This is a genomic window from Bradyrhizobium sp. MI1.7 (assembly GCF_055811795.1).
Window position 1 is genome coordinate 33,969 of the sequence record NZ_JBVVPO010000047.1, and the last position, 19,111, is coordinate 53,079.

Consider the following 19,111-nt stretch of genomic DNA (forward strand, 5'->3'; position numbering starts at 1 on the left):
AGCGAAGCAATCCAGAATCTTCCCGCGGCGAAAGTCTGGATTGCTTCGCTGCGCTCGCAATGACGGATGTGGTGCCTACTGCACGTCCATCTGCAGCCCTTCCTTCTGGATGATGCCGGCGAACTTCTTCGTCTCGGCGTCCACGAAGTCGGCGAACTGCTGCGGCGAGCCGTAATCGGCGCGGGCGCCCATGGCGGAGATGTTCTTCTTGATGTCGTCGCGCTCCAGCATCGCCTTGACCTGAAGATTGAGCGCTTCCAGCACGGCGGGCTGCACGCCCTTCGGCAGGAACACCGAGAACCACGACGACACGTCGAAATTGGCCAGCTCCGGCGCGCTCTCGCGCATGGTCGGCAGGTTCGGCGCGAGGTCGCTACGGTCGGTCGTGGTGACGCAGAGGCCGGTGAGGGTGCCGTTCTGCACCTGCGGCAGGCTCGGATAGAGATTGTCGAACAGGATCTGGATGTCGCCGGCCAGCGCGGCCTGGAGCGCGGGGCCCGCGCCGCGGAACGGGATATGCGTCATCTTCAGTCCGGTGAGCTGGAGAAACCAGGCGCCGGTGAGGTGAGGGCTCTGGCCGACGCCGGACGAGGCGTAGCTGAGCTTGTCCGGGTTGGTCTTCAGATATGCGATCAGCTCGGCGACCGACTTGATGCCGGTCTTCGGATGCGCCGAGACGATGTTCGGGATCCGGATCATGTTGGAGACCGGCTGGAGCTGGTCCGGCTTGTAGGTGAGGTTCTTGAAGATGCTGTAGGCGATCGCGTTCGGCCCGGGGTTGCCGATCAGGATGGTGTGGCCGTCAGGCTTGGCGCGGACGGCCTCGGCCGTGCCGATCGTACCGCCGCCGCCGGAGCGGTTCTCCACGACCGCCGACTGGCCCCAGGCGGTCTGCAGATGTGCGGCCAGGAGCCGGCCCATGACATCGGTCGAGCCACCGGCCGCAGCCGGCACGATGATGCGGACGTTTTCCGTGGGTTTCCAGTCCGCCAGGCTCGACCGCGGCAGGATTGCTGCGGCGGAGAGGCCGGCAGCACCGGCGAGCACGCGACGGCGGGACAACAAAGTCTTGGGCACGAATCCACTCCCTGCTTCTTGTTTTGCAGGGAGCGTATGGAACCGGGCGCGCAACGGCAAGCCGCACGCGACGGCAAGCGCCGCGCGGAGGGCGGCACGACGCCGCAGGCTGAAGACTCAGTTAAAGCTGAGCAGCTTGAACAGCGGCGTGAGGTAGTTCATCTCCTGACCCGACGTCGCCGTGGTCCGGCTGATGAAGTCGAAGATTTTGCCGTCCTGAAGGCCGTAATTCGCCAGCCGGCGCACGCGCCGATTCTTGTCGAAATAGACCGCGATGACGCGCTGGTCGACCACCTTCTGGTTCATGAAGGCGACCATCCGCTCCGAGCGCTGCGAGATGTAGTAAAACACCTCGCCGTCGAGGGTTGCGACCGTGGAGGGCGTGCCCATCACGATCAGCACTTGGTCCTGGCTCGCGCCGATCGGAATCTGCTCCAGCGCGCCGGGCGGCAGGATGTAACCCTTCTGGAACTGCTCGCCGGTGCAGCCGGCAAGGGCGGCGCCGACCAGGGCGACGGCCGCGAGCATGCGCAAACCGCGCCAGCGTGCATGAAGGCCGCGCGGCTTGTTGGCGCGCAGGCTGGTCTGGTTCGTTATCGTCATCGTGGAACTGATTCCGTCCCCTTGCGTCGCGCGAGGCGCTGAAGTACCGGGCGGAGACTGCAATTGCAACACGCGCACGCCCGCTTGCGGAACCCACAATGGTTTGGCCGTTCAATCACTTCAGGAAACCCCGGCAAGCCCCGCGCGGCACCATTGAAGCCATCTATGGCATGATCGTGACGCAGGCGCGAGAACCCATATTTTACCGCGACTTGGGCGTGCCCGATACGGTTAACGGGCGTTTCGACCTGTTGCTGCTGCATCTCTGGCTGCTGCTGCGACGCCTGCGCACGGTCCAGAGCGTCAACCAAGGCGCCAACCAGGGCCAGGGCGCCACGGAGCTGTCGCAGGCGCTGTTCGACCGCTTCTGTGAGGACATGGACGACAATCTGCGCGAGATGGGGATAGGCGACCAGACCGTGCCGAAGCGGATGCGGGCCTTCGGCGAGGCGTTTTATGGCCGCGTCCAGGCCTATGACCAAGCCATCGAAGGTGGCGGCGAGGCGCTGGCAGCCGCCATCTGCAAGAATATCCTGAATGGGACCGGCATGGACCAGGCGCGGCGGCTCGCGGCCTACGCCCGGGCCACCGAGGCCGATCTCGGCCGGACCGACGAGGCCACGCTGCTGCGCGCGCCTTTCAAGTATCCCCCAGCGCTCACTGAGGACATCACGCGATGAGCCGACCGAACGCCGAATCCAGACCCGATCCCTGGCGGTCCCCCGTCATCGTCGCGCAGATCCCCGACACCGGCCTGCACCGCAAGCTCGAGGCTTCAGCCGCCGAGCTGGAGGCCATCGCCGAGGTCGGCGGCTTGCGGGAGGTGCTCTCCGCCCAGGCTGCTTTCGACGTCGTGCCCAAGAGCGGCGGCCGGATCCAGGTTACGGGGCACGTCCGTGCCCGGATCGGCCAGATCTGCGTCGTCACCCTCGATCCGATCGAGAGCGAGATCGAGGAGGACGTCGATCTGGTGTTCGCCCCCGAAGCCGAGGTTCGGAAGATGGCCGACCTGATCGAGGAGGGGCAGGACGACGCGGAGCCGCCGGAGGTGATCGATCCGCCGGAGGCAATCGTGAACGGCATCATCGATCTCGGCCGGATTGCCACCGATGCGCTGTTCCTGGCGGTCGATCCCTATCCGCGCAAGCCGGGCGTCAAGTTCGAGGCCGAGGTCACCGCGCTGGACCCCGAGGACCATCCGTTCGCGGCGCTGAAGGCGCTCCAGGACAAGAAGAAGGGCAAATAGCTGGGCATTCCCGGTGAGGATCGCTTTGCGGGGTGCGTGAGCCGCTTGTCCGGATGCTTTGAAAGGAGCTTATATCTGTTTGATTTCAATGCGCTTATTGTGAATTTTCGCCGCCGCCCGCGGGTCGCCCCGAATGCAAAAGGCTGGGGGCAAGAGGTTGTTTCGGGATAACAAAACGCTATTGTCGCGCCCCGGTCCGGGCGCCGCGTGGCGCCTGACCGGTCGCCATGTCCATGGCGGACCCATTTTGCGGCACAGCTCGTTCAAGACCGCACCAGACCAGGTTTCCAGGACTTTTATGCCAAGCAAGGTTCGCATCGCGCTTGACGCCATGGGGGGCGACGTCGGCGCCGCCGTGGTCATTCCAGGCGCCGCCATCTCGCTTCACAGGCATCGCGAGATCGAATTCCTGCTGGTCGGGGACCGCGCCAAGATCGAGCCCGAGCTCGAGAAGCATCCCGCCCTCAAGGCCGCTTCGAAGATCATCCATACCGACGTCGCCGTCGCCATGCACGATAAGCCGAGCCAGGCGCTGCGGCGCGGCCGCAAGACCTCCTCGATGTGGCTCGCCATCGACGCGGTGAAGAAGGGCGAGGCGGATGTCGTGATCTCCGCCGGGAATACCGGCGCGCTGATGGCGATGTCGCGCTTCCACCTGCGCACGCTGCCGGGCATCGACCGCCCGGCGATTGCCGGGGTATGGCCGACCAAGCGCGGCGAATCGGTCGTGCTCGACCTCGGTGCCGCCATCGGTGGCGACGCACACCATCTGGTGTCGCTCGCCGTCATGGGCGCCGCGATGGCGAGCGTCCTGTTCGACAAGCCCCGGCCCACGGTCGGCCTGCTCAATATCGGGACCGAGGAGATCAAGGGGCACGAGGAGATCCGCGAGGCCGGGGACAGGCTGCGTGCGGTGAACCTGCCGGAGCTCGATTATCTCGGCTTCGTCGAGGGCGACGGCATCGGCAAGGGGCTGGCCGACGTCATCGTCACCGAAGGCTTCAGCGGCAATATCGCGCTCAAGGCCGCCGAGGGAACCGCACGGCAGATGGCGGAATTACTCCGCAACGAGATGCAGCGGAGCTGGCTGTCCAAGCTCGGCTACCTCTTGGCGCGCAGCGCCTTCAAGGCCCTGCGGGACAAGATGGACCCGAACAAGTCCAACGGCGGCGTGTTCCTTGGATTGAACGGCATCGTGGTCAAGAGCCATGGTGGAATCAGCTCCGAAGGCTTTGCCTATGCGATCGATGTTGGCTATGAGATGGCTCACTACGATCTCCTGAACAAGATCAATCAGATGCTCAACCGCGAGGGTGGTGCACTTAGTTCCGTGCAGACCGCGCAGGAGGCTGTTTCGTGACTCAAATTCGTTCGGTCGTGCTGGGCTGCGGCTCTTATTTGCCGGAGCAGGTGGTGACCAACGCCCAGCTGGCGGCGCGCATCGATACGTCCGACGAATGGATCGTGCAGCGCACCGGCATTCGCGAGCGGCATATCGCGGCCGAGGGCGAGTTCACCTCGCATCTGGCGATCAAGGCGGCGCAGGCTGCGCTCAGCGACGCCGGCGTGGACGCGCAGTCGATCGAGCTGATCGTGCTGGCGACCTCGACGCCTGACAACACCTTCCCCGCAACCGCGGTCGCGGTGCAGCACGCGCTCGGCATCAACCATGGCGCGGCGTTCGATCTCCAGGCGGTGTGCTCGGGCTTCGTGTTCGCGCTCGCCACCGCCGACAATTTCCTGCGCACCGGCGCCTTCAAGCGCGCGCTGGTGATCGGCGCCGAGACCTTCTCGCGCATCCTCGACTGGAACGATCGCGGCACCTGCGTGCTGTTCGGTGACGGTGCCGGCGCGGTGGTGCTGGAGGCACAGGAGCAGCCGGGCAACGCCGCGACCGACCGGGGCGTCGTGACCACTCACCTGCGCTCCGACGGCCGCCACAAGGCAAAGCTGTTCGTCGACGGCGGTCCGTCCTCGACCCAGACCGTCGGCCATCTGCGCATGGAGGGCCGCGAGGTCTTCAAGCACGCGGTCGGCATGATCACCGACGTGATCGTCGACGCCTTCCAGACCACCGGGCTCAATGCCGACAGCATCGACTGGTTTGTGCCGCACCAGGCCAACAAGCGAATCATCGACGCCTCCGCCCACAAGCTCCACATCGCGCCGGAGAAGGTGGTGCTGACGGTGGACCGCCACGGCAACACCTCGGCGGCCTCGATCCCGCTGGCGCTGTCGGTGGCGCGCAAGGACGGCCGCATCAAGCGCGGCGACCTGGTTTTGCTGGAGGCGATGGGCGGCGGGTTCACCTGGGGCTCCGCGCTGGTGCGCTGGTAGCGCCACATTCGATAAAATTTTGCCGGAATTAGCCATTATCGATGCGCCTGCATTGATGAGCGCTGTTGACCGGCGTATCGTAACCTCATAATTTCAGACAACAATTGTTCGCCGTGATGTGGGGCAGGGCGATGACCGACCAAAGCAAAACCGTAACGCGTGTTGATCTCTGCGAGGCCGTCTACCAGAAGGTGGGCCTGTCGCGCACGGAATCGTCCGCCTTCGTGGAACTCGTCCTGAAGGAGATCACCGACTGCCTGGAGAAGGGCGAGACGGTGAAATTGTCCTCTTTCGGCTCCTTCATGGTCCGCAAGAAGGGTCAGCGTATCGGCCGTAACCCGAAGACCGGCACCGAGGTGCCGATCTCGCCGCGCCGCGTCATGGTGTTCAAGCCGTCGGCCATCCTGAAGCAGCGGATCAACACCCAGCATCGCGGCAATGGCGACGCCAGCAAGGCTCAACCCGAGGCGTAACCGCCTGCGCGAAGGATTTGGCATTTGGACAAGGCGCCGGATGCGTTCCGAACCATCAGCGAAGTAGCGCAGGAACTCGACATTCCGCAGCACGTGCTGCGGTTCTGGGAGACCCGATTCTCCCAGATCAAGCCGATGAAGCGCAGCGGCGGCCGCCGCTATTACCGCCCCGACGACGTCGACCTGCTCAAGGGCATCCGCCGCCTGCTCTACGGGGAGGGCTACACCATCCGCGGGGTGCAGCGGATCCTCAAGGAGCACGGCGTCAAGTCGGTGCAGGGCCTCGCCGACGGCGCGGCCGCGGTCTCGTTCGGGGCCATTGAGGATGCCATCGGCGCCAGCCTGATGGAGCCCGACGACGACGACGAGGCGCCCATCAAGGGCGTCACGGATGCCGACGAAGACGACTACCAGGGCGACGAGGAGGAAGGCATCGACTTCCGCTTCACCGAGGTCGACGACGAGGACATCCTCACCACCTTCCGCAAGGGCGGCACCCCCGCCGCACCAGCCGGGCCCAGCGCCATCGACCGGGAGCGGCTTGGGCGGGTGCTCGCCGACCTTGTCGCGTGCCGGGAGATGCTGGATCAGGCGCTGAAGGACGGCTAGGGGCGCTTTTCGCGAGCTTTGCCGGCAGTTCCGGCGCTGTGGGCACGGACGCCAAAATGCTGTGACCTCGCCTTGCGCAAAGCGGCGATCCTAGCTAATGGAACGACGTTCGGAGCGTGGCGCAGCCCGGTTAGCGCACTAGTCTGGGAGACTAGGGGTCGGAGGTTCAAATCCTCTCGCTCCGACCAATAAAATCAAAGACTTAGCGGGAAGTCTCAAGAGCTGGCTATAAGATTTTTAGCCAATATGTAGCCAACGGCCCAAGAACCACGCCCCCATCCCAAAAATATTTTCCGTCGCCTTTTTTAGTATCCCGTCGTTGGACGCGCACTACTCCTGTGAATGCAATGCCAACCACGGGAGGGCAACCATGGCGAATATCAGGGTTCGGGAAGCAGCCGAATATCTCGGCGTCTCAAAATCTTTTCTGGATAAAGCTCGCTGCTACGGGACCAACGGTCCTGAGTTCATGCGTTTCGGCAAGGCAGTCGTTTATTCAACCGAGGCGCTCGACGAATGGGCGCGGTCCTGCACCGTAGCTAACGACAACAGCAAAGAGAGCGGCACCAAAGCCGCCTAGCACGACTGGCGCTTTAGCCAGGTGCACCGCGCCAAAGGCGCAACCCCGATTTAGGGGATTCCACATTCCGAATAATCAGCATCCGCCCGGCACCTCCGGGCTCGACGACGCTCGCGCGTTTTGATCTCGAACTGAACGACCACCTCAAACTCTACAACCTCGCTCTGCGGCAGCGCCCAGGTGAGAGGTCCTGGACCGTTGCGCCCAATGCCTTCAGCGAGCGAACTGCCGCTTTTGGCGAGCAGTTCAACCGCGCGATTTCTGATCTTGCCCTTGCGAAACTCTTGGAGCTTCCGACCGATGCAAACCGCAGCTAAGACTTCCACTGACCCCACCGAGGCCATCGTACATCTGCGCCGCGGCCTAATCGCGCAGGGATACCGAGTCGTTCCCTGCAGTGGGAAGAAGGCCTGTGGCCTGGGCTGGTCAAACTCAAAGTGGTCAGCGGAGCAGATGGAGGGCCTGGCGCGGTTGTACCCGCACGGTCATAACACCGGCGTTCTTACTGGCTCTGTCGTCGCTATAGACGTCGATACGCCAGACCAAGCAACATCAGATGCCATTCTTGCAATGGTCGCGAAACTTCCGGGTCTCGCAGCCGCGCCGTATCGCATCGGGAAAGCACCAAAGCGCTGTTATGTATTCCGCAGCGACAGTCCGCGCGGAAAGGTAGCAACCGGCGCGTATTTGATCGACGGCCAAAAATGCCAGGTCGAGGTGCTGGGCGCCGGGCAACAATTCGTGGCCTACGGCACACATCCCGAAACCGGCCGCAATTACGAGTGGTTCAACGGTTCGCCGGCCGAAACGCCGTTCGTCGAGCTTCCTGAGATCCACGCCGATGACATTGACGCGATGCTCGCCAGCGCCGAGGCGTACCTTTCGGAACACGGGACGCTCATAAAGCACGGCAGTAAAGCCCCAGCCAATGACAATGAGAAGCCGGTGCACGCATGGTCTGACCATCCGTGGTCGGCACTCAACCAGCGTGCCTATGACTATCTTGACGCTTGGGTGCCCCAGCTGGGTCTTGAAGAGCTGAAGCGATATCACGCCGGCTACCACGCGGTTGCGAGTTTCCGTCCGTCGAATAGTTCGACGGCAAAGAAACGTGGGCGCGCTCTAAATATCCAACCGGAGGGCATCTGCGATTATGCGGATAACAACCGCGGATATTCTCCGATCGATCTGGTTGGAGTGTGTCGAAGGCTGCAATCGCACGAAGCGGTGGATTGGTTGAGGGAGCGCGTTGGCGAGCCAGACGACGGCACGCACGCGGTTAGCCCTGAGGCGCTGCTGAAGATAAGGGATGCCGGGAATGTTGGTGTAGACGATGACGAGGACACCCGGGACGCGTTCCCCGGCATCATGTCGTCAGGGGAGTTCGTGCGCGGGTTTGTTCCGCCGGATTATTTGATAGACGGCATTATTCAATCTGGATTCCTCTATTCGATTACAGGGCAGACCGGCGCCGGCAAGACGGCCGTAGCTCTACTGATGACTTCGTGTATCGCACGAGGTGAGCCGTTATCCGGGCAAGGTGTTAAGCGTGGTCGGGTTCTGTATTTCGCGGGCGAAAACCCGGATGACGTACGGATGCGCTGGATTGGATTGTGCCACGAGTCAGGTCTGAATCCAGACGACGTTGATGTCCACTTTATTGAGGGCGTGTTTTCGATCCCGGAGTTCGCCGAACGCATCGAGCAGGACGTCATCGCCCTTGGCGGTGTTGATACGATATTCGTCGACACCACGGCAGCCTACTTCCCCGGCACCGACGAGAATAGCAACGTGGAAATGGGGGCCTACGCGCGACTTCTTCGCTCCCTGACGCGTATGGAGTGCAGACCCGCCGTCATCGCAGCGAGCCACCCTATTAAGAATGCAAGCGAAGGCAACCTTCTGCCGCGTGGCGGCGGGGCGTTCCTGAATGAGGTGGACGGCAATCTCGCTCTAGCAAAGAAGGGCGAGCGCACATCCGAACTTCATTGGCAGGGCAAATTCCGAGGCCCCGAATTTGCTCGTATCACGTTCGACCTTCCCGAGATCCGCGTTCCGACCCTTGTGGATAGTCGTGGCAGGCAGATTCCCACCGTCATGGCGAGAACTGTAAGTGACGGCGAGCTTTCCGCGCGAGCGGCTGCTGCCATGAAAGAGGACCAGGAGATGCTTATTGCTATTCGCGCCAATGGCAAACGCAGCCTGCGCGACTTGGCGGAATTCCTGAAGTGGGGCGATGACGACGCAGCCAAGCGCAAGGCACAGACCGTGACGGACCGTCTCAAGAAGGCGCAGATGATACAGTATGACCTTGGTGTTTGGTCACTTACCAAAAAGGGCGAGCAAGCAGCCCCCGAAGCCGCGCGCGTACTGCACGCTGAGAACGCGGCACGGCAGAGCGCTGCGAACGTCGTTTCGTCAGGCCGGCGGAAGCATACGTCGGCCGTACCTGCCCGCGGGCGCTACGGTACGGACTAATAAAAACATTATATAAAACAATAGTTTGTGTGCGTACGCCGTGCAGGACGCACAAACATAAAACCAAATACTATGACGGGGTGTGTGTTTTACACACCCCCGTCATTGGGAGAAAATCTAATCGTACGTACCCTCTATTTCTCTGGGGGGCACGCTGTACGGTACGACGTGCCATAGGGCAGGGTCCCTCGATCCCTCCCGCCGTCCACTCAGGGACCTGGCGCCCCAAGGCGGACTTTCACGCGTGCAGAACCAAAACCCAAACACGGGGAAGTGTGCAGCCGGCAGCCGGCCACGCCAAGACCGCTGAAGCGGTAAAAAACGAAACCCTTCAAGGGTGCACAACACCTGTATAAACCAGCAAACGACAACGGCCCCATTCAGGTCGCCGACTTCACCGACCTTGCAGCCGCCGTGCATGGCTAGAATCCGCACCGGCTACCCCCGCAACCCACCGCGCTCAGTCGCCCTCTTTGCGGGACAGTATGCGCCTCGGATGGCGGAAAAGTTGCTGCGGAAGCGCAGGGCTATGACAAGGCGGGGGTAGGGGCCATCTCGATCTCTCCCACCGTGGGCCTCAACTTCCGGCCGCACAATCGCGCGCTAAATCCCGCAGGTTTTCGAACTTTTTTCCCCGTGTGCAGCCGTCAAGGCCACACCAAGAGCCGAAAAGGCCCAGTACGTCACGTTACGAGAGATAATCCATGCATCGCACCCCACTCGAGTCCCGCCTTGCTCGCGCCAGCAGGCGCTCTGATTTGCGGCTCTTGCAAGATTACGCCGCGCCGCACTCGCCTTCGGCCTGGATGCCGGCGAGTGATAACGAGGTTGGCAATGCCCAAGTTGACCGGATCGTGGAGATCCGGCCGTCGCCAGACGAGGTAGTACGGATCGCCGCAAAGGACGCTATTTTTAGCCCGTGACAGCTATGGACCGATTGCGCCGCAAGAGCTTGACGCGGCGGCCCGGCGCCACCTCAAGGTTGAAGGCGGGCGCATCCTGAAATGGAAGAGCTCCGACAACCGTTGGCACGACGCTGCGGAGTTATTCCGGCAGGTCAAGGGGCGGGCGCCGAAGTACCGATGAGTAGCGGCAGGCGGACAATCAGCGGCACCTCGCTATTCGCGGCAGCGGTGGGTTGCCGCCCAGCTTGGTGAGCACTTCGCAATGCTGGAAGCGAGCTTGGACGGCCTGACCGCACGCCAGATAGCCGATACGAAAGGCTGGGGCTCGGGCAAGGCCGGTGAGCGCAAGGGCGTCGCGGCACAGGACAATGCGCTGGAGGCGTTGACGGCACTGGAGACAAAGCTCGCGGCCTAGCAATGAAACCATGGTCTAGCCTCATTTGAGACTGGAATCGCCAACCAATATCTCCCGCGCGCTAGGGCGCGGGGAGGCGGCGAGACGTGGCGAACGGGCGGCGACGTAATGTCTATGCTGCGCAGATCTTGGTCGACGGTAGTCCTGTGCGGTGCAAGGTCCGCCACCTCACGGATTCCTCTGCAATAGTCCAGATCGATAACGCGCCCTTCGTGCCTGCAGCCTTCGGCCTGCGCGTTCCAAGTGCTGGTTTGGATATTGATTGCTCGGTTGTATGGCGTGATGCGCGGCGTCTCGCCGTGAAGTTTCTGAACTGACTGCCAATGTCTCGTGGCAGCGCGCCGCAGAATTGAGGGGGCATGTGCCGTCGACAAATCCCGCTTAGCATCTGAGGCGCATGGACGGGGGAGGGGTGAGTCAGATCCTTCCGACCTTCGTCCATAGCTACCGGCGGCCCCCAAAAATTCGCGCATCTGCAATTCAAAACATGGGGTATCTGAGGTTGCATTGTCTAGCAACGCAGCTGACGAGAGGTCCACGCCGTGTGAAAGAGAGCGAAGATCAGCGCTCCCGCTCCGTAGTCGACGAAGAGATCCTTCTGAAGCCATTAGCAATCGATCCGATCGGCCCGGAACCGTCTCCGTGGATCTCCGCGCGGAGGACATCGGCGCGTTGTTTGGGGGGCACCGAAGAGATGATACCGGCTGCCGCGAGCGGCAGTGGCCTGATCCGGCTAATTTCGTGGAGACGGAGGACTTTCTCGTGGCCGACCAGACTTCACGATCCAGTGGTTTCGAAAAATCGGCTATGCGCGTTCGAGCAGTCCGCAGTTTCGTCGTGAGTACGACGACATCGTCGATGGGCTGAGCAAGGCAGGCGTTCCGGAACAATGAGGCGACTACCAGATAGCCGGACTTCGCCTATGGTAAGAGAGACGACAAGGTCTCCTTCTGGCCCTCAGCGACGGAAATTCATGTCCGCTTGCACGTCGGCATTCAAGGCAATAACGGACTCGTTTTGCTCACCGTGAGATCTTCTCAGTTTAACCCATTGCGGACGTACAAATTGCGGTTGCACGCGGCAGCGCGGTTGGCTTCTATTCCTTGGTATGTGCCTGACCGGCGGTGGTGTGGTCTTCCACCTTCCCTTCGCTCTTGAGCTTTGCGGCTCTGTCTTCGTTCTTCTTTGCTGACTCTTCCTTGTCGCCTGGAGTGGCGCATTGTGAACCGGCCTTGAGATCGCCCCTCACTTGAGCCTCATCGGCTGAATTCTGCTGAGATTTATCTTGCTGGAGCTTGTCCTCGCACTGCTCGGCCGATGCGGTGGCGGCGACGCAAGAGAAGGTCAGCGCGAAAGCGATTGCGATCGATCGATGCACGGAGGTGTTCCTTGAATACTGGGCTAATTTACGCAGCAGCGAACGCTTCCAGCGCGGCGTTTATTGAACTTAATAACCTTCTCAAGGTTCCGGATAACTAGTGCCCGGCTTTAGGCTGCAGGAATGCCCGACGCCCAACTAAGTCCCAAGAGTCCGCTATGGGAAAGGAGCAGACGACTGTCGGGTAGGGCCGTGACGACCGGTGCTGACCCCAAGCGGACTTCTCTAAGCGCCGGCGCAAACTCGCGAAGAACAAGGAAAGTTGCGGCTGGAAATTCCTGATCCGAAGCACATATCACCGGGATGGTGACAGTTGTGCAATGCACTTGCGGTGCTGAGTACAGACGCACCGAAGAGAAGTTTCCGCATACAGGTGACGCGGTCTGCGCAATCTGCGGAGCTGTTCTGGAATCATGGCAGGAAAGCAGCCGCGTTCATACGAACTTATTGAACGCCCGAAGACGAGGCTTTCAATGTCGGTCTGATTCCGAGAGCAGCGGACAGATGCTGAATGGACCGGGGGTTCTCGGTCCAGCAACCTCTCGGCGTTGGCGGGTAAAGGAGGCGAGCATGACCAATATGGCTTGGTGCGCTCCTTGTTTTCGGCGGCGTGCTCCAAATGGCATTTCAGCCCATCTGGCGAAGCCGACTCAGCGGTGGAAAGCGGCTTCGCTCCGGGCGAGACACGCTGGAGCCTGAAAGACCGGGCAGCGGCTTCGGCATCAAATCGAATTGGCCTGGACTTGTGATGGTCGCGCTTGGCGGCGCGTTCTTGCTGGCCGGCGCTGCCATCTGAGTTGAAACCAATGTCTCAGGCGTCGCCCGTTATCTGGCCAGGCCAATGTGCTTCCCTCCTCCTGGCCCTTAGCAGACAAGGCAGCCGGTTCATCGATGGCGGTAGGGCCGAACACGGAAAGGGAACGGTCGGACTTCAGCTTTTGACTCAGGCGGAGTCACCCGCCGGACGCATGGTTGGCATCTCCAAATTTTCCGGGCATTTCTATTCCGACCATCCGATGGGAGAGCACGGCGATCACCCACAATGCCGCCGGGCGGCAATGCCCGCTCGGCGGCCGTTAGCGCGGGAGGATGCTGAGCGCCGATATGAGGAGGTACCAATGGCAAAAGCTCGTTCAACGTCCATCAGCAGACGAAGCGTCGTCGCAGGACTGGCGATGACAGCCGCCCCCGTGGCTTTGGCTGGAGCCAATCAAGCGCATGCGCAGGTCCAGCAAACCACTCCGGATCAAAGCCTGTATGAGCGACTTGGCGGCGTTTTCGCCATTGCAGCGGTCGTGGATCACTTCAGCGACGTTGTCGTAAAGAACCCTACCGTCGGCCAGAAGTCAAAAAATCCGCAATTGAGGGAATGGCACACCAAAAATCTGAAACGTTTGCCGGCCTCAAATTCATGCGGACCACTTACATCTCTGCCCTCATGAGCGACCAAATGTACGGCGCGAGTAGCTTGAGATTACAGACGTGACCCGTCTGCGAAACTCTCGCACGTCGGCGGGTTCCCTGAAATGCGCATCCTTGATCAATGGCGTCAGCTCGTTGCGAAGGGCTTCAGGCAGTGCGGCCATAAGTTCGTTCAGCGGTCCGTGAGGTGGAATTCGGACTAAATGTCCCCCAATTATTGCTACCCCGGGACCGCAGTTGATCACGCCCCAGAGAATGATCGCGATAATATCGTCCCGCTTGCCGCGCGGAATTCGGAGAGGTGGGGGGCTCAATAAGAATCCATGCCCGGCGGAGGAACCAGCATTGGTATGTAGTTCACCCCAGCCGACAATTGCCCCGGAATCATTCATTTGAATTGCAAAGTCTAGACTCCAACCGGATCCGGACGGGAAGAGATCGCTTACTGCTGTGATAAACCCTCCGCTTTGAAGATAGTAGTTAAATTCGTGCTCAAACAAGATTTGACCGTTAGCATTGAGGTCAAGAATTTGGCCATTTGAGAATGGCGCGAGTGTGTCGGTGGTGGCATCGTAAATTGCCTGTACTTCGGGGCCGCCCCGACCAAAAAACCAAACCCACAGCTTGTCGTCGTTGGTGATGCGAATTCCATTGGACATGACGATGGGATTTGCCACCGCGCGCAGATTTGCACCATCGTAAAAGACGGGCACTTCGAGCTGATCGAAGCCTAGTACCCACCCTTGAACTCCGATCGCGTGGCCAATATCGTTGATATCTTTCAATTCAAGGAAGGCCGTCGATCCGGGTGGTTGCGACAGCGGTAACGTTGGCAACACCCAAGTAACCGCCTGGGTGTTGCGGTTGAAGATAAAACCTCTCTGATCATCCAGGACGCTCCCGCCCTTTGCCGCTGTTCCCACCACATCGCCGGAATTGTTCAGCGCCAGGGGTCCAATTGCGGGATAACCCGGAATTGCGATCGGCTCGGTCGTATTCGTTTCAAGATTGTAAAGCGCGTATTCCCGCCCGGTGGAGCCCTGCACTCTGGCGAGGACAACGCGCTCGTTGTTGATGGCCAGTACATCTATGATCTCAGATGGAAGAGTGATGAGAGTGCCGTCCACGAGGCGGACAAAGTTTGGCGGGTTCAACCCGGAGCCCAGGATGACGTCGCCTCGATTGCTTATTCCTTGTGGCCGCATCGGACCAAGATCTACGACAGAATAGCCCATCGGGTGTCTCCTGCAGATTGCAAGTGTTCTTAGCACGGTCTGGTCGAGGGCACTTTGGGATTTTGCCGGCAGATGCCCGCGGCGTCTTTCCTGACTATCCGGCTCCAGTCATCCGCAACACTGATGCCGGGAGCGAGATGGTGCGATGCGCTGGGGCATGCCGCCACCGCCGCACACGGGCGGCCCGCCGGGAGACTTATCAGGAACGTCGCGCAGCCCTAGCGAGGTGCGTGCAGCAGGAACCCCTCACCAAAAAAGAACAACTTGAGGCCCGCCACGGCTGGGAATAGGGTTGCTCAATGTAGAAGTGAAGAAGAAATAGCCCGATAACCCCTCAGAACAGGCGCGGTTTCTCGTTCCTAATTCGAGTTGTGACCGCGGCGATGATATGCCGGCGCAAACTACGCTCAGAGATATCAGCGAAGGGACATCCGCGGTAAAAGCGTGTTGGGATGCATAGCGCTGCCGATTTCTTTCGGCATTGAACTACGCTCTATCGACGACGGCAGGAGCCGTACTTCGAGCTGGGGTACGGGGATGGGAGTGAGCGTTGCGCGATTATCGGGGTGTGTGGATCGCATATCACCGAGAACATCGACAAGATCGCAAACACACGCGAGCAGGCCTTCGCTTTGATCGATGAAGTCGCCCAACAGATGAAAACGGATTGGGACGAAATTCACGACGTGGTCGAAAGAAAATGATCGATGCGTCAGGCACCGATGACGTCGCGCGCTACAATCAGGTGTGCAACGCTATCCTGCTGTCGAGCGCTTCAAGCAATGGGCGACCCGCAAGGGCGTCGTTTTTCACGACGCGCTGCGGCCGAGAACACGATGCACAAGTGCATCACCGCTGTGCGGTCGCTGCCGATGCAGCTACGGCTCAAGTCGAAGCGGTGGCTGGAGGAGCGGGGATTAGAAGCGCTGAATGATGGCGATGTCTAGGGCGTGTAACCATAAGGAGGAGAGGTCAGCTTTTGGGTCCAAGGAGAAATTCTTTGCTCAATCGGAGTATTGCCGGTTTTGACCCGTTGCGGAATTTTTTTCGAAAACATGCGCGCTGTTTCAGGGAACATGCTGGTTGTCTTTCCAGATAGGCGCTCATCCTAACCTCGTTCATATTCGACAGCCAAAAAACAAGCGGTCCTTGCGGCAGTTGTTTGAGTCAATGCTGCCGGAAATGTATTCGAGGTTGCTGGAGCAATGCCGCAAACGATCCGGGGCGCGGGGTGGCTGTGAGGTCAGTCGAAACCGATCGACACAGCCTGTGAGCCCGACTGCGCCAAGCGTCCCGTTCCTTCCTCACGTCTGACAATTCGTTGCGGAGCAGCTTGATAATTTGACGCTGGGTGTCGATCTGCGCCTGTAGCAGAGCCATTTCTGCCCGTTCCCAGCCCGCAGCGTCTTGCCCCACTGACTCGCCGGAGGCATGTCCCTCGGCCGCTCCAAAGGCGTACACGCGGTGCAGCAGCAACTCGGCGGTGTCGATCTGGCCGATGTTCAAATTGCGGGATACCGGGGCAGCTTTCTTCAGCCTCAACATGGTGGACCTCGTTTTAGGTCACCCCCATTGCAACCTCCCAGATCCGGCTTAACCATTCGTTAACCCTGGATCAGTGGCAGCGGCGCATCTTTGATCCTTAGGTCAATGTATCGTCTGGTGTGCGCCGACCGTTCCGACAAGAGACGTGCGCGTGGTTTCGCCGGCGAGATTTCTACGTGATGCCTCGATAGCGCGGCCAGGCCGCCCATCTCTCATGCATCGGCGATCTCGTCGGGCGATTGATCTGCAATCGCGCGAGCAGCCTGGCTTTCTGCAGTGAGACTTGCTTGGCGGTGCCGCCCAGTCGCACCGCGATCTCCGCGTCAGTCTTTCCGGCAGCCAAGCGCCTCAATAATCGCTTCTCACGCGGACTGAGCAGGTCGCGCATCAAAACATCTCCACTGACGACAACCACGCGCATTTGCAGCGCCAGTTCGCGCCACTTGAACAATCAGCGCGCGACGGCCCCAAGCGTCTTCGCGAGAGGAGAACGAGAGCGGGACGCCGGGGCCGCGAGCGCGCCGGGATAAGCCCAGCGCACCGAAGTGAGCGTGTCCCATCACCACCCGCTCCATCTGTTCACTTGTATACCCTAGGCGTCCCGCTTATTCACGGGATGGTTGATCCAAATCAACGTCTTAGATGCCAATTCGCCGCGAATTCGTTGTGGGCAGGACAGCACCATGCCGCGCTATTTCTTCCACGTCACCCACAAACGCCGCGAACTCGACCGCGAAGGCTATGAGCTGACGAGCACGCCGCTTGGAAGGTAGCCACGGTAACGGCTGGGCAGATACTCCAAGGCCTCCATGGGAAGTTAACTCCCGACCGCGAATGGCGGATGGAAGTCGTGGATGAGTCCCGAAACACGCTCTATGTCCTGCGTATTAATGCCGAGAAGCGAACGTAAGCCTTGGCTCAGTTGGCGGCTTCATCGTGCTGTCGATGTTGGGGGCGGCCGAACCTTCGCGATGGTGTCTAGTAAAAGAACCACAGCGCGATGATGATGAGTGATCCCAGAAACATCACCGACACCACCACTGCTCCGAGGCAGCCACCACTCTGGTTCAATGCCGACCTGCCTTACCCTCAGCCTCATTAGGCAAACGGCTTGCCTGCGTCGGACAGCTCGCACCGCGAAGGTGTCTTGACGGGCCAAGTTCTAGCGCCGCACGCCAACGCGATTGACACCCCCATTTAGATTGCCACCGGCGTTATGGCGAACCGCAGCGCGTGCCACCGGACGAGGCCTAAGGACAACACCGGCGCGTGCGACGCAACTCGGCGGATAGCCAACATACGTGCAGTACACAACCGCCTCAGCCGGTGTTGGACTGAGAGTGATACCTGCTACACCCAACAGGGCGCTGGCCACAATCATTGTCATTGACCTAATCGAAAGACGCTTGCTCCGAGGCATGGTAATCCTCCTCGCACTAGCAACTGAAAAGACGACGGGATCGCCTCCGTTGCGGCTGACATAACGTGAGCGTCAAAGGATAGATGACCTTGACGTAGATCAACGCAACGCAGCGACATCGACCTTAGTGGGCGCTGGGGTTAGATCGTCTCATTCCCCCAAGGAAACGATGATGCGCGTATGGATTTACACCGCCGGTCGGGCCAGCTCATTTGCGTTCGAGTAGTTTGGTGAAGGTCAGCCCCGGATTGATCGCCAGCATATTGATGATATCGGGCAGCGGCATCTCGGGCGCATCCACCATCATCTCAAAATAGCAGCCAGGATGCGCGACGTCGAAGTCGCGCAGATGTTGCAGCCACGCCTGTTGCAGGGATTCCGGGACGTGGGCGATGGTGAGGATCTTGACGTCAGCGGGGGCATAGTCGCGCGCTTCGGCATCCTCCGGTGACAGACCTTGCTGGCGATGGACTTCAGCGCCTTGCTTCACTTTCTCCATCCAGCCATCGACCCACGCTTTGAGATCGGGACTCTCCATATGGTCGCCTCCGTTTCATGAAGTGGTCTTCGGGACCGGGCGCACCGAGCGAAACCAGATTGATAAGACGGGCACGCCCTTGAGCGCACCCGTCCCCTCCAACGGCGCCGGAAGCTTGGGGGCAAGGCGGCCGTGGAGGCGCGACCCTAACGGATTGCGCCGGGTTCTGGTTTCAAATGGGGCGGGGCGGACGTGCCACTACGGGACCCGCCCCTAGAGCCGCAGGGTTGCCTTCGGCAAGGCCGGCGGCGGTGGCCGTCGAAGCCATGACGTGAGCGCAGAGCTTTTTCGAGCGCGCGGCACCTGCGCGAAGCTGACGCAGCCGGCCGAGCGCCTCGTCGGAGAGTGGCCCCTCTCTTAGGAACGACCGGCCGGTTGCCGGGTTTTCCCGAGCCCCCACAAGGGGTGGCTCGTCGCGGCTGGCCTCACAGTGCACTGTCCGGCAACAGCGCACTGTGAGGCCGTTGCTGGTCACCCGCGCATGCACGCGTCACAAACTTCGCTCACACTGGGCAGATCGCCACTGACCGAGGCCAAGGTGAACAATCCGAACAACAATCCCAAGTGCGACAGTGACAAGTGCCGCTACTTTGCAGGCGAGGTCAGGACCTACCCTGACAGCCATCCTCCGCTGACCCTGTGCACAACGTGCTGGGCCCATGAGAGCGCGCGACGGCGATTTAAGACCGGCCGGCCGGTGCTGAAGTGGGCACAGGGCAGACCTATCAGCGCTCTGTCCTCATATACGGACTGAACTCAGGCGCCGGCTCCGGAGCGGCATTCAAGGAGAGTATTGCGCTAACACGCGGGTGCGCGGGCCTCGGTGGTGAATTTCCAAAGACGCTCCAGA

19 protein-coding genes and 1 tRNA gene are annotated in these 19,111 nt (G+C 60.7%); 12 read left to right on the forward strand and 8 right to left on the reverse strand.

What is annotated here, in order from left to right; translation table 11 throughout:
- Window positions 1-75: 75 nt before the first annotated feature.
- Together AC0L3X_RS32415 and AC0L3X_RS32420 are read right to left on the reverse strand one after the other, a co-directional pair.
- Window positions 76-1,077, reverse strand: a complete 1,002-nt coding sequence (locus tag AC0L3X_RS32415) for a Bug family tripartite tricarboxylate transporter substrate binding protein (protein ID WP_166097063.1) — start codon at window positions 1,075-1,077, stop codon at window positions 76-78.
- A 117-nt stretch (window positions 1,078-1,194) separates the two neighbouring features.
- Window positions 1,195-1,680 carry an outer membrane protein assembly factor BamE gene (locus AC0L3X_RS32420; RefSeq protein WP_028152489.1) on the reverse strand — a complete coding sequence of 162 codons (486 nt, stop codon included), beginning with the start codon at window positions 1,678-1,680 and terminating at the stop codon, window positions 1,195-1,197.
- 98 nt (window positions 1,681-1,778) lie between these two features.
- Here AC0L3X_RS32420 and AC0L3X_RS32425 point away from each other — a divergent pair, with 98 nt between their 5' ends.
- The 10 genes from AC0L3X_RS32425 to AC0L3X_RS32470 all read left to right on the forward strand — a co-directional run bounded on the left by AC0L3X_RS32425 (window position 1,779) and on the right by AC0L3X_RS32470 (window position 10,723).
- Window positions 1,779-2,360, forward strand: a complete 582-nt coding sequence (locus tag AC0L3X_RS32425; protein ID WP_283016746.1) for a ubiquinol-cytochrome C chaperone family protein — start codon at window positions 1,779-1,781, stop codon at window positions 2,358-2,360.
- Window positions 2,357-2,926, forward strand: coding sequence for a YceD family protein (locus tag AC0L3X_RS32430; protein WP_283016745.1), 570 nt, complete (start codon window positions 2,357-2,359; stop codon window positions 2,924-2,926). The genes AC0L3X_RS32425 and AC0L3X_RS32430 overlap by 4 nt, the downstream gene beginning before the upstream one ends.
- Before the next feature lie 298 nt (window positions 2,927-3,224).
- Complete coding sequence (gene plsX, locus AC0L3X_RS32435; protein WP_063982863.1) at window positions 3,225-4,286, forward strand: phosphate acyltransferase PlsX; 1,062 nt, start codon at window positions 3,225-3,227, stop codon at window positions 4,284-4,286.
- On the forward strand, window positions 4,283-5,263 hold the full coding sequence (locus AC0L3X_RS32440; protein ID WP_071913243.1) for a beta-ketoacyl-ACP synthase III: 981 nt from the start codon (window positions 4,283-4,285) through the stop codon (window positions 5,261-5,263). Before plsX ends, AC0L3X_RS32440 begins: the two co-directional genes overlap by 4 nt.
- A 131-nt stretch (window positions 5,264-5,394) precedes the next feature.
- Entirely contained in the window at window positions 5,395-5,736 is a 342-nt protein-coding gene (locus AC0L3X_RS32445) for an integration host factor subunit alpha (RefSeq protein ID WP_028152484.1), read from the forward strand.
- 24 nt (window positions 5,737-5,760) lie between these two features.
- On the forward strand, window positions 5,761-6,345 hold the full coding sequence (locus tag AC0L3X_RS32450) for a MerR family transcriptional regulator (protein ID WP_071913245.1): 585 nt from the start codon (window positions 5,761-5,763) through the stop codon (window positions 6,343-6,345).
- A gap of 110 nt (window positions 6,346-6,455) precedes the next feature.
- Window positions 6,456-6,533 (forward strand) — tRNA-Pro (locus AC0L3X_RS32455).
- Window positions 6,534-6,715: 182 nt separating this feature from the next.
- A complete protein-coding gene (locus AC0L3X_RS32460) occupies window positions 6,716-6,925 on the forward strand; it encodes a helix-turn-helix transcriptional regulator (protein WP_283016744.1) in 210 nt (69 codons plus the stop codon).
- Window positions 6,926-7,225: 300 nt separating this feature from the next.
- Entirely contained in the window at window positions 7,226-9,403 is a 2,178-nt protein-coding gene (locus tag AC0L3X_RS32465) for an AAA family ATPase (protein WP_473317118.1), read from the forward strand.
- A gap of 1,182 nt (window positions 9,404-10,585) precedes the next feature.
- Complete coding sequence (locus tag AC0L3X_RS32470) at window positions 10,586-10,723, forward strand: hypothetical protein (protein ID WP_283016742.1); 138 nt, start codon at window positions 10,586-10,588, stop codon at window positions 10,721-10,723.
- Between the two features lie 1,096 nt (window positions 10,724-11,819).
- On the opposite strand, the gene AC0L3X_RS32475 is transcribed toward AC0L3X_RS32470, so the two are convergent.
- A complete protein-coding gene (locus tag AC0L3X_RS32475) occupies window positions 11,820-12,101 on the reverse strand; it encodes a hypothetical protein (protein WP_283016741.1) in 282 nt (93 codons plus the stop codon).
- Between the two features lie 1,118 nt (window positions 12,102-13,219).
- Between AC0L3X_RS32475 and AC0L3X_RS32480 the strand changes: the two genes are divergently transcribed.
- Window positions 13,220-13,543, forward strand: a complete 324-nt coding sequence (locus AC0L3X_RS32480) for a globin family protein (RefSeq protein WP_283016740.1) — start codon at window positions 13,220-13,222, stop codon at window positions 13,541-13,543.
- On the opposite strand, the gene AC0L3X_RS32485 is transcribed toward AC0L3X_RS32480, so the two are convergent.
- The 3 genes from AC0L3X_RS32485 to AC0L3X_RS32495 form a co-directional block, all read right to left on the reverse strand.
- The gene (locus AC0L3X_RS32485; protein ID WP_354124272.1) at window positions 13,538-14,758 is read right to left on the reverse strand and encodes a hypothetical protein; all 1,221 of its coding nucleotides are present in this window, start codon (window positions 14,756-14,758) and stop codon (window positions 13,538-13,540) included. The genes AC0L3X_RS32480 and AC0L3X_RS32485 overlap by 6 nt on opposite strands.
- A 1,167-nt stretch (window positions 14,759-15,925) precedes the next feature.
- Window positions 15,926-16,303, reverse strand: a complete 378-nt coding sequence (locus AC0L3X_RS32490; protein ID WP_283016738.1) for a hypothetical protein — start codon at window positions 16,301-16,303, stop codon at window positions 15,926-15,928.
- Between the two features lie 172 nt (window positions 16,304-16,475).
- Window positions 16,476-16,754, reverse strand: coding sequence for a LuxR C-terminal-related transcriptional regulator (locus AC0L3X_RS32495; RefSeq protein ID WP_283016737.1), 279 nt, complete (start codon window positions 16,752-16,754; stop codon window positions 16,476-16,478).
- Between the two features lie 342 nt (window positions 16,755-17,096).
- Between AC0L3X_RS32495 and AC0L3X_RS32500 the strand changes: the two genes are divergently transcribed.
- A complete protein-coding gene (locus tag AC0L3X_RS32500; RefSeq protein ID WP_428841312.1) occupies window positions 17,097-17,213 on the forward strand; it encodes a hypothetical protein in 117 nt (38 codons plus the stop codon).
- Window positions 17,214-17,465: 252 nt separating this feature from the next.
- On the opposite strand, the gene AC0L3X_RS32505 is transcribed toward AC0L3X_RS32500, so the two are convergent.
- Both AC0L3X_RS32505 and AC0L3X_RS32510 read right to left on the reverse strand, forming a co-directional pair.
- Window positions 17,466-17,723, reverse strand: coding sequence for a hypothetical protein (locus tag AC0L3X_RS32505; protein WP_283016736.1), 258 nt, complete (start codon window positions 17,721-17,723; stop codon window positions 17,466-17,468).
- A gap of 208 nt (window positions 17,724-17,931) precedes the next feature.
- A complete protein-coding gene (locus AC0L3X_RS32510; RefSeq protein WP_283016735.1) occupies window positions 17,932-18,261 on the reverse strand; it encodes a hypothetical protein in 330 nt (109 codons plus the stop codon).
- Window positions 18,262-19,111 lie beyond the last annotated feature (850 nt).

Excerpts from the sequence above, each read along its gene's own strand:
- AC0L3X_RS32420 (WP_028152489.1), bottom strand. The coding sequence starts at position 1,680 with ATGACGATAACGAACCAGACCAGCCTGCGCGCCAACAAGCCGCGCGGC.
- AC0L3X_RS32425 (WP_283016746.1), top strand. The coding sequence starts at position 1,779 with ATGGTTTGGCCGTTCAATCACTTCAGGAAACCCCGGCAAGCCCCGCGC.
- AC0L3X_RS32430 (WP_283016745.1), top strand. The coding sequence starts at position 2,357 with ATGAGCCGACCGAACGCCGAATCCAGACCCGATCCCTGGCGGTCCCCC.
- plsX (WP_063982863.1), top strand. The coding sequence starts at position 3,225 with ATGCCAAGCAAGGTTCGCATCGCGCTTGACGCCATGGGGGGCGACGTC.
- AC0L3X_RS32445 (WP_028152484.1), top strand. The coding sequence starts at position 5,395 with ATGACCGACCAAAGCAAAACCGTAACGCGTGTTGATCTCTGCGAGGCC.
- AC0L3X_RS32460 (WP_283016744.1), top strand. The coding sequence starts at position 6,716 with ATGGCGAATATCAGGGTTCGGGAAGCAGCCGAATATCTCGGCGTCTCA.
- AC0L3X_RS32465 (WP_473317118.1), top strand. The coding sequence starts at position 7,226 with ATGCAAACCGCAGCTAAGACTTCCACTGACCCCACCGAGGCCATCGTA.
- AC0L3X_RS32480 (WP_283016740.1), top strand. The coding sequence starts at position 13,220 with ATGGCAAAAGCTCGTTCAACGTCCATCAGCAGACGAAGCGTCGTCGCA.
- AC0L3X_RS32485 (WP_354124272.1), bottom strand. The coding sequence starts at position 14,758 with ATGGGCTATTCTGTCGTAGATCTTGGTCCGATGCGGCCACAAGGAATA.
- AC0L3X_RS32490 (WP_283016738.1), bottom strand. The coding sequence starts at position 16,303 with ATGTTGAGGCTGAAGAAAGCTGCCCCGGTATCCCGCAATTTGAACATC.
- AC0L3X_RS32505 (WP_283016736.1), bottom strand. The coding sequence starts at position 17,723 with ATGCCTCGGAGCAAGCGTCTTTCGATTAGGTCAATGACAATGATTGTG.
- AC0L3X_RS32510 (WP_283016735.1), bottom strand. The coding sequence starts at position 18,261 with ATGGAGAGTCCCGATCTCAAAGCGTGGGTCGATGGCTGGATGGAGAAA.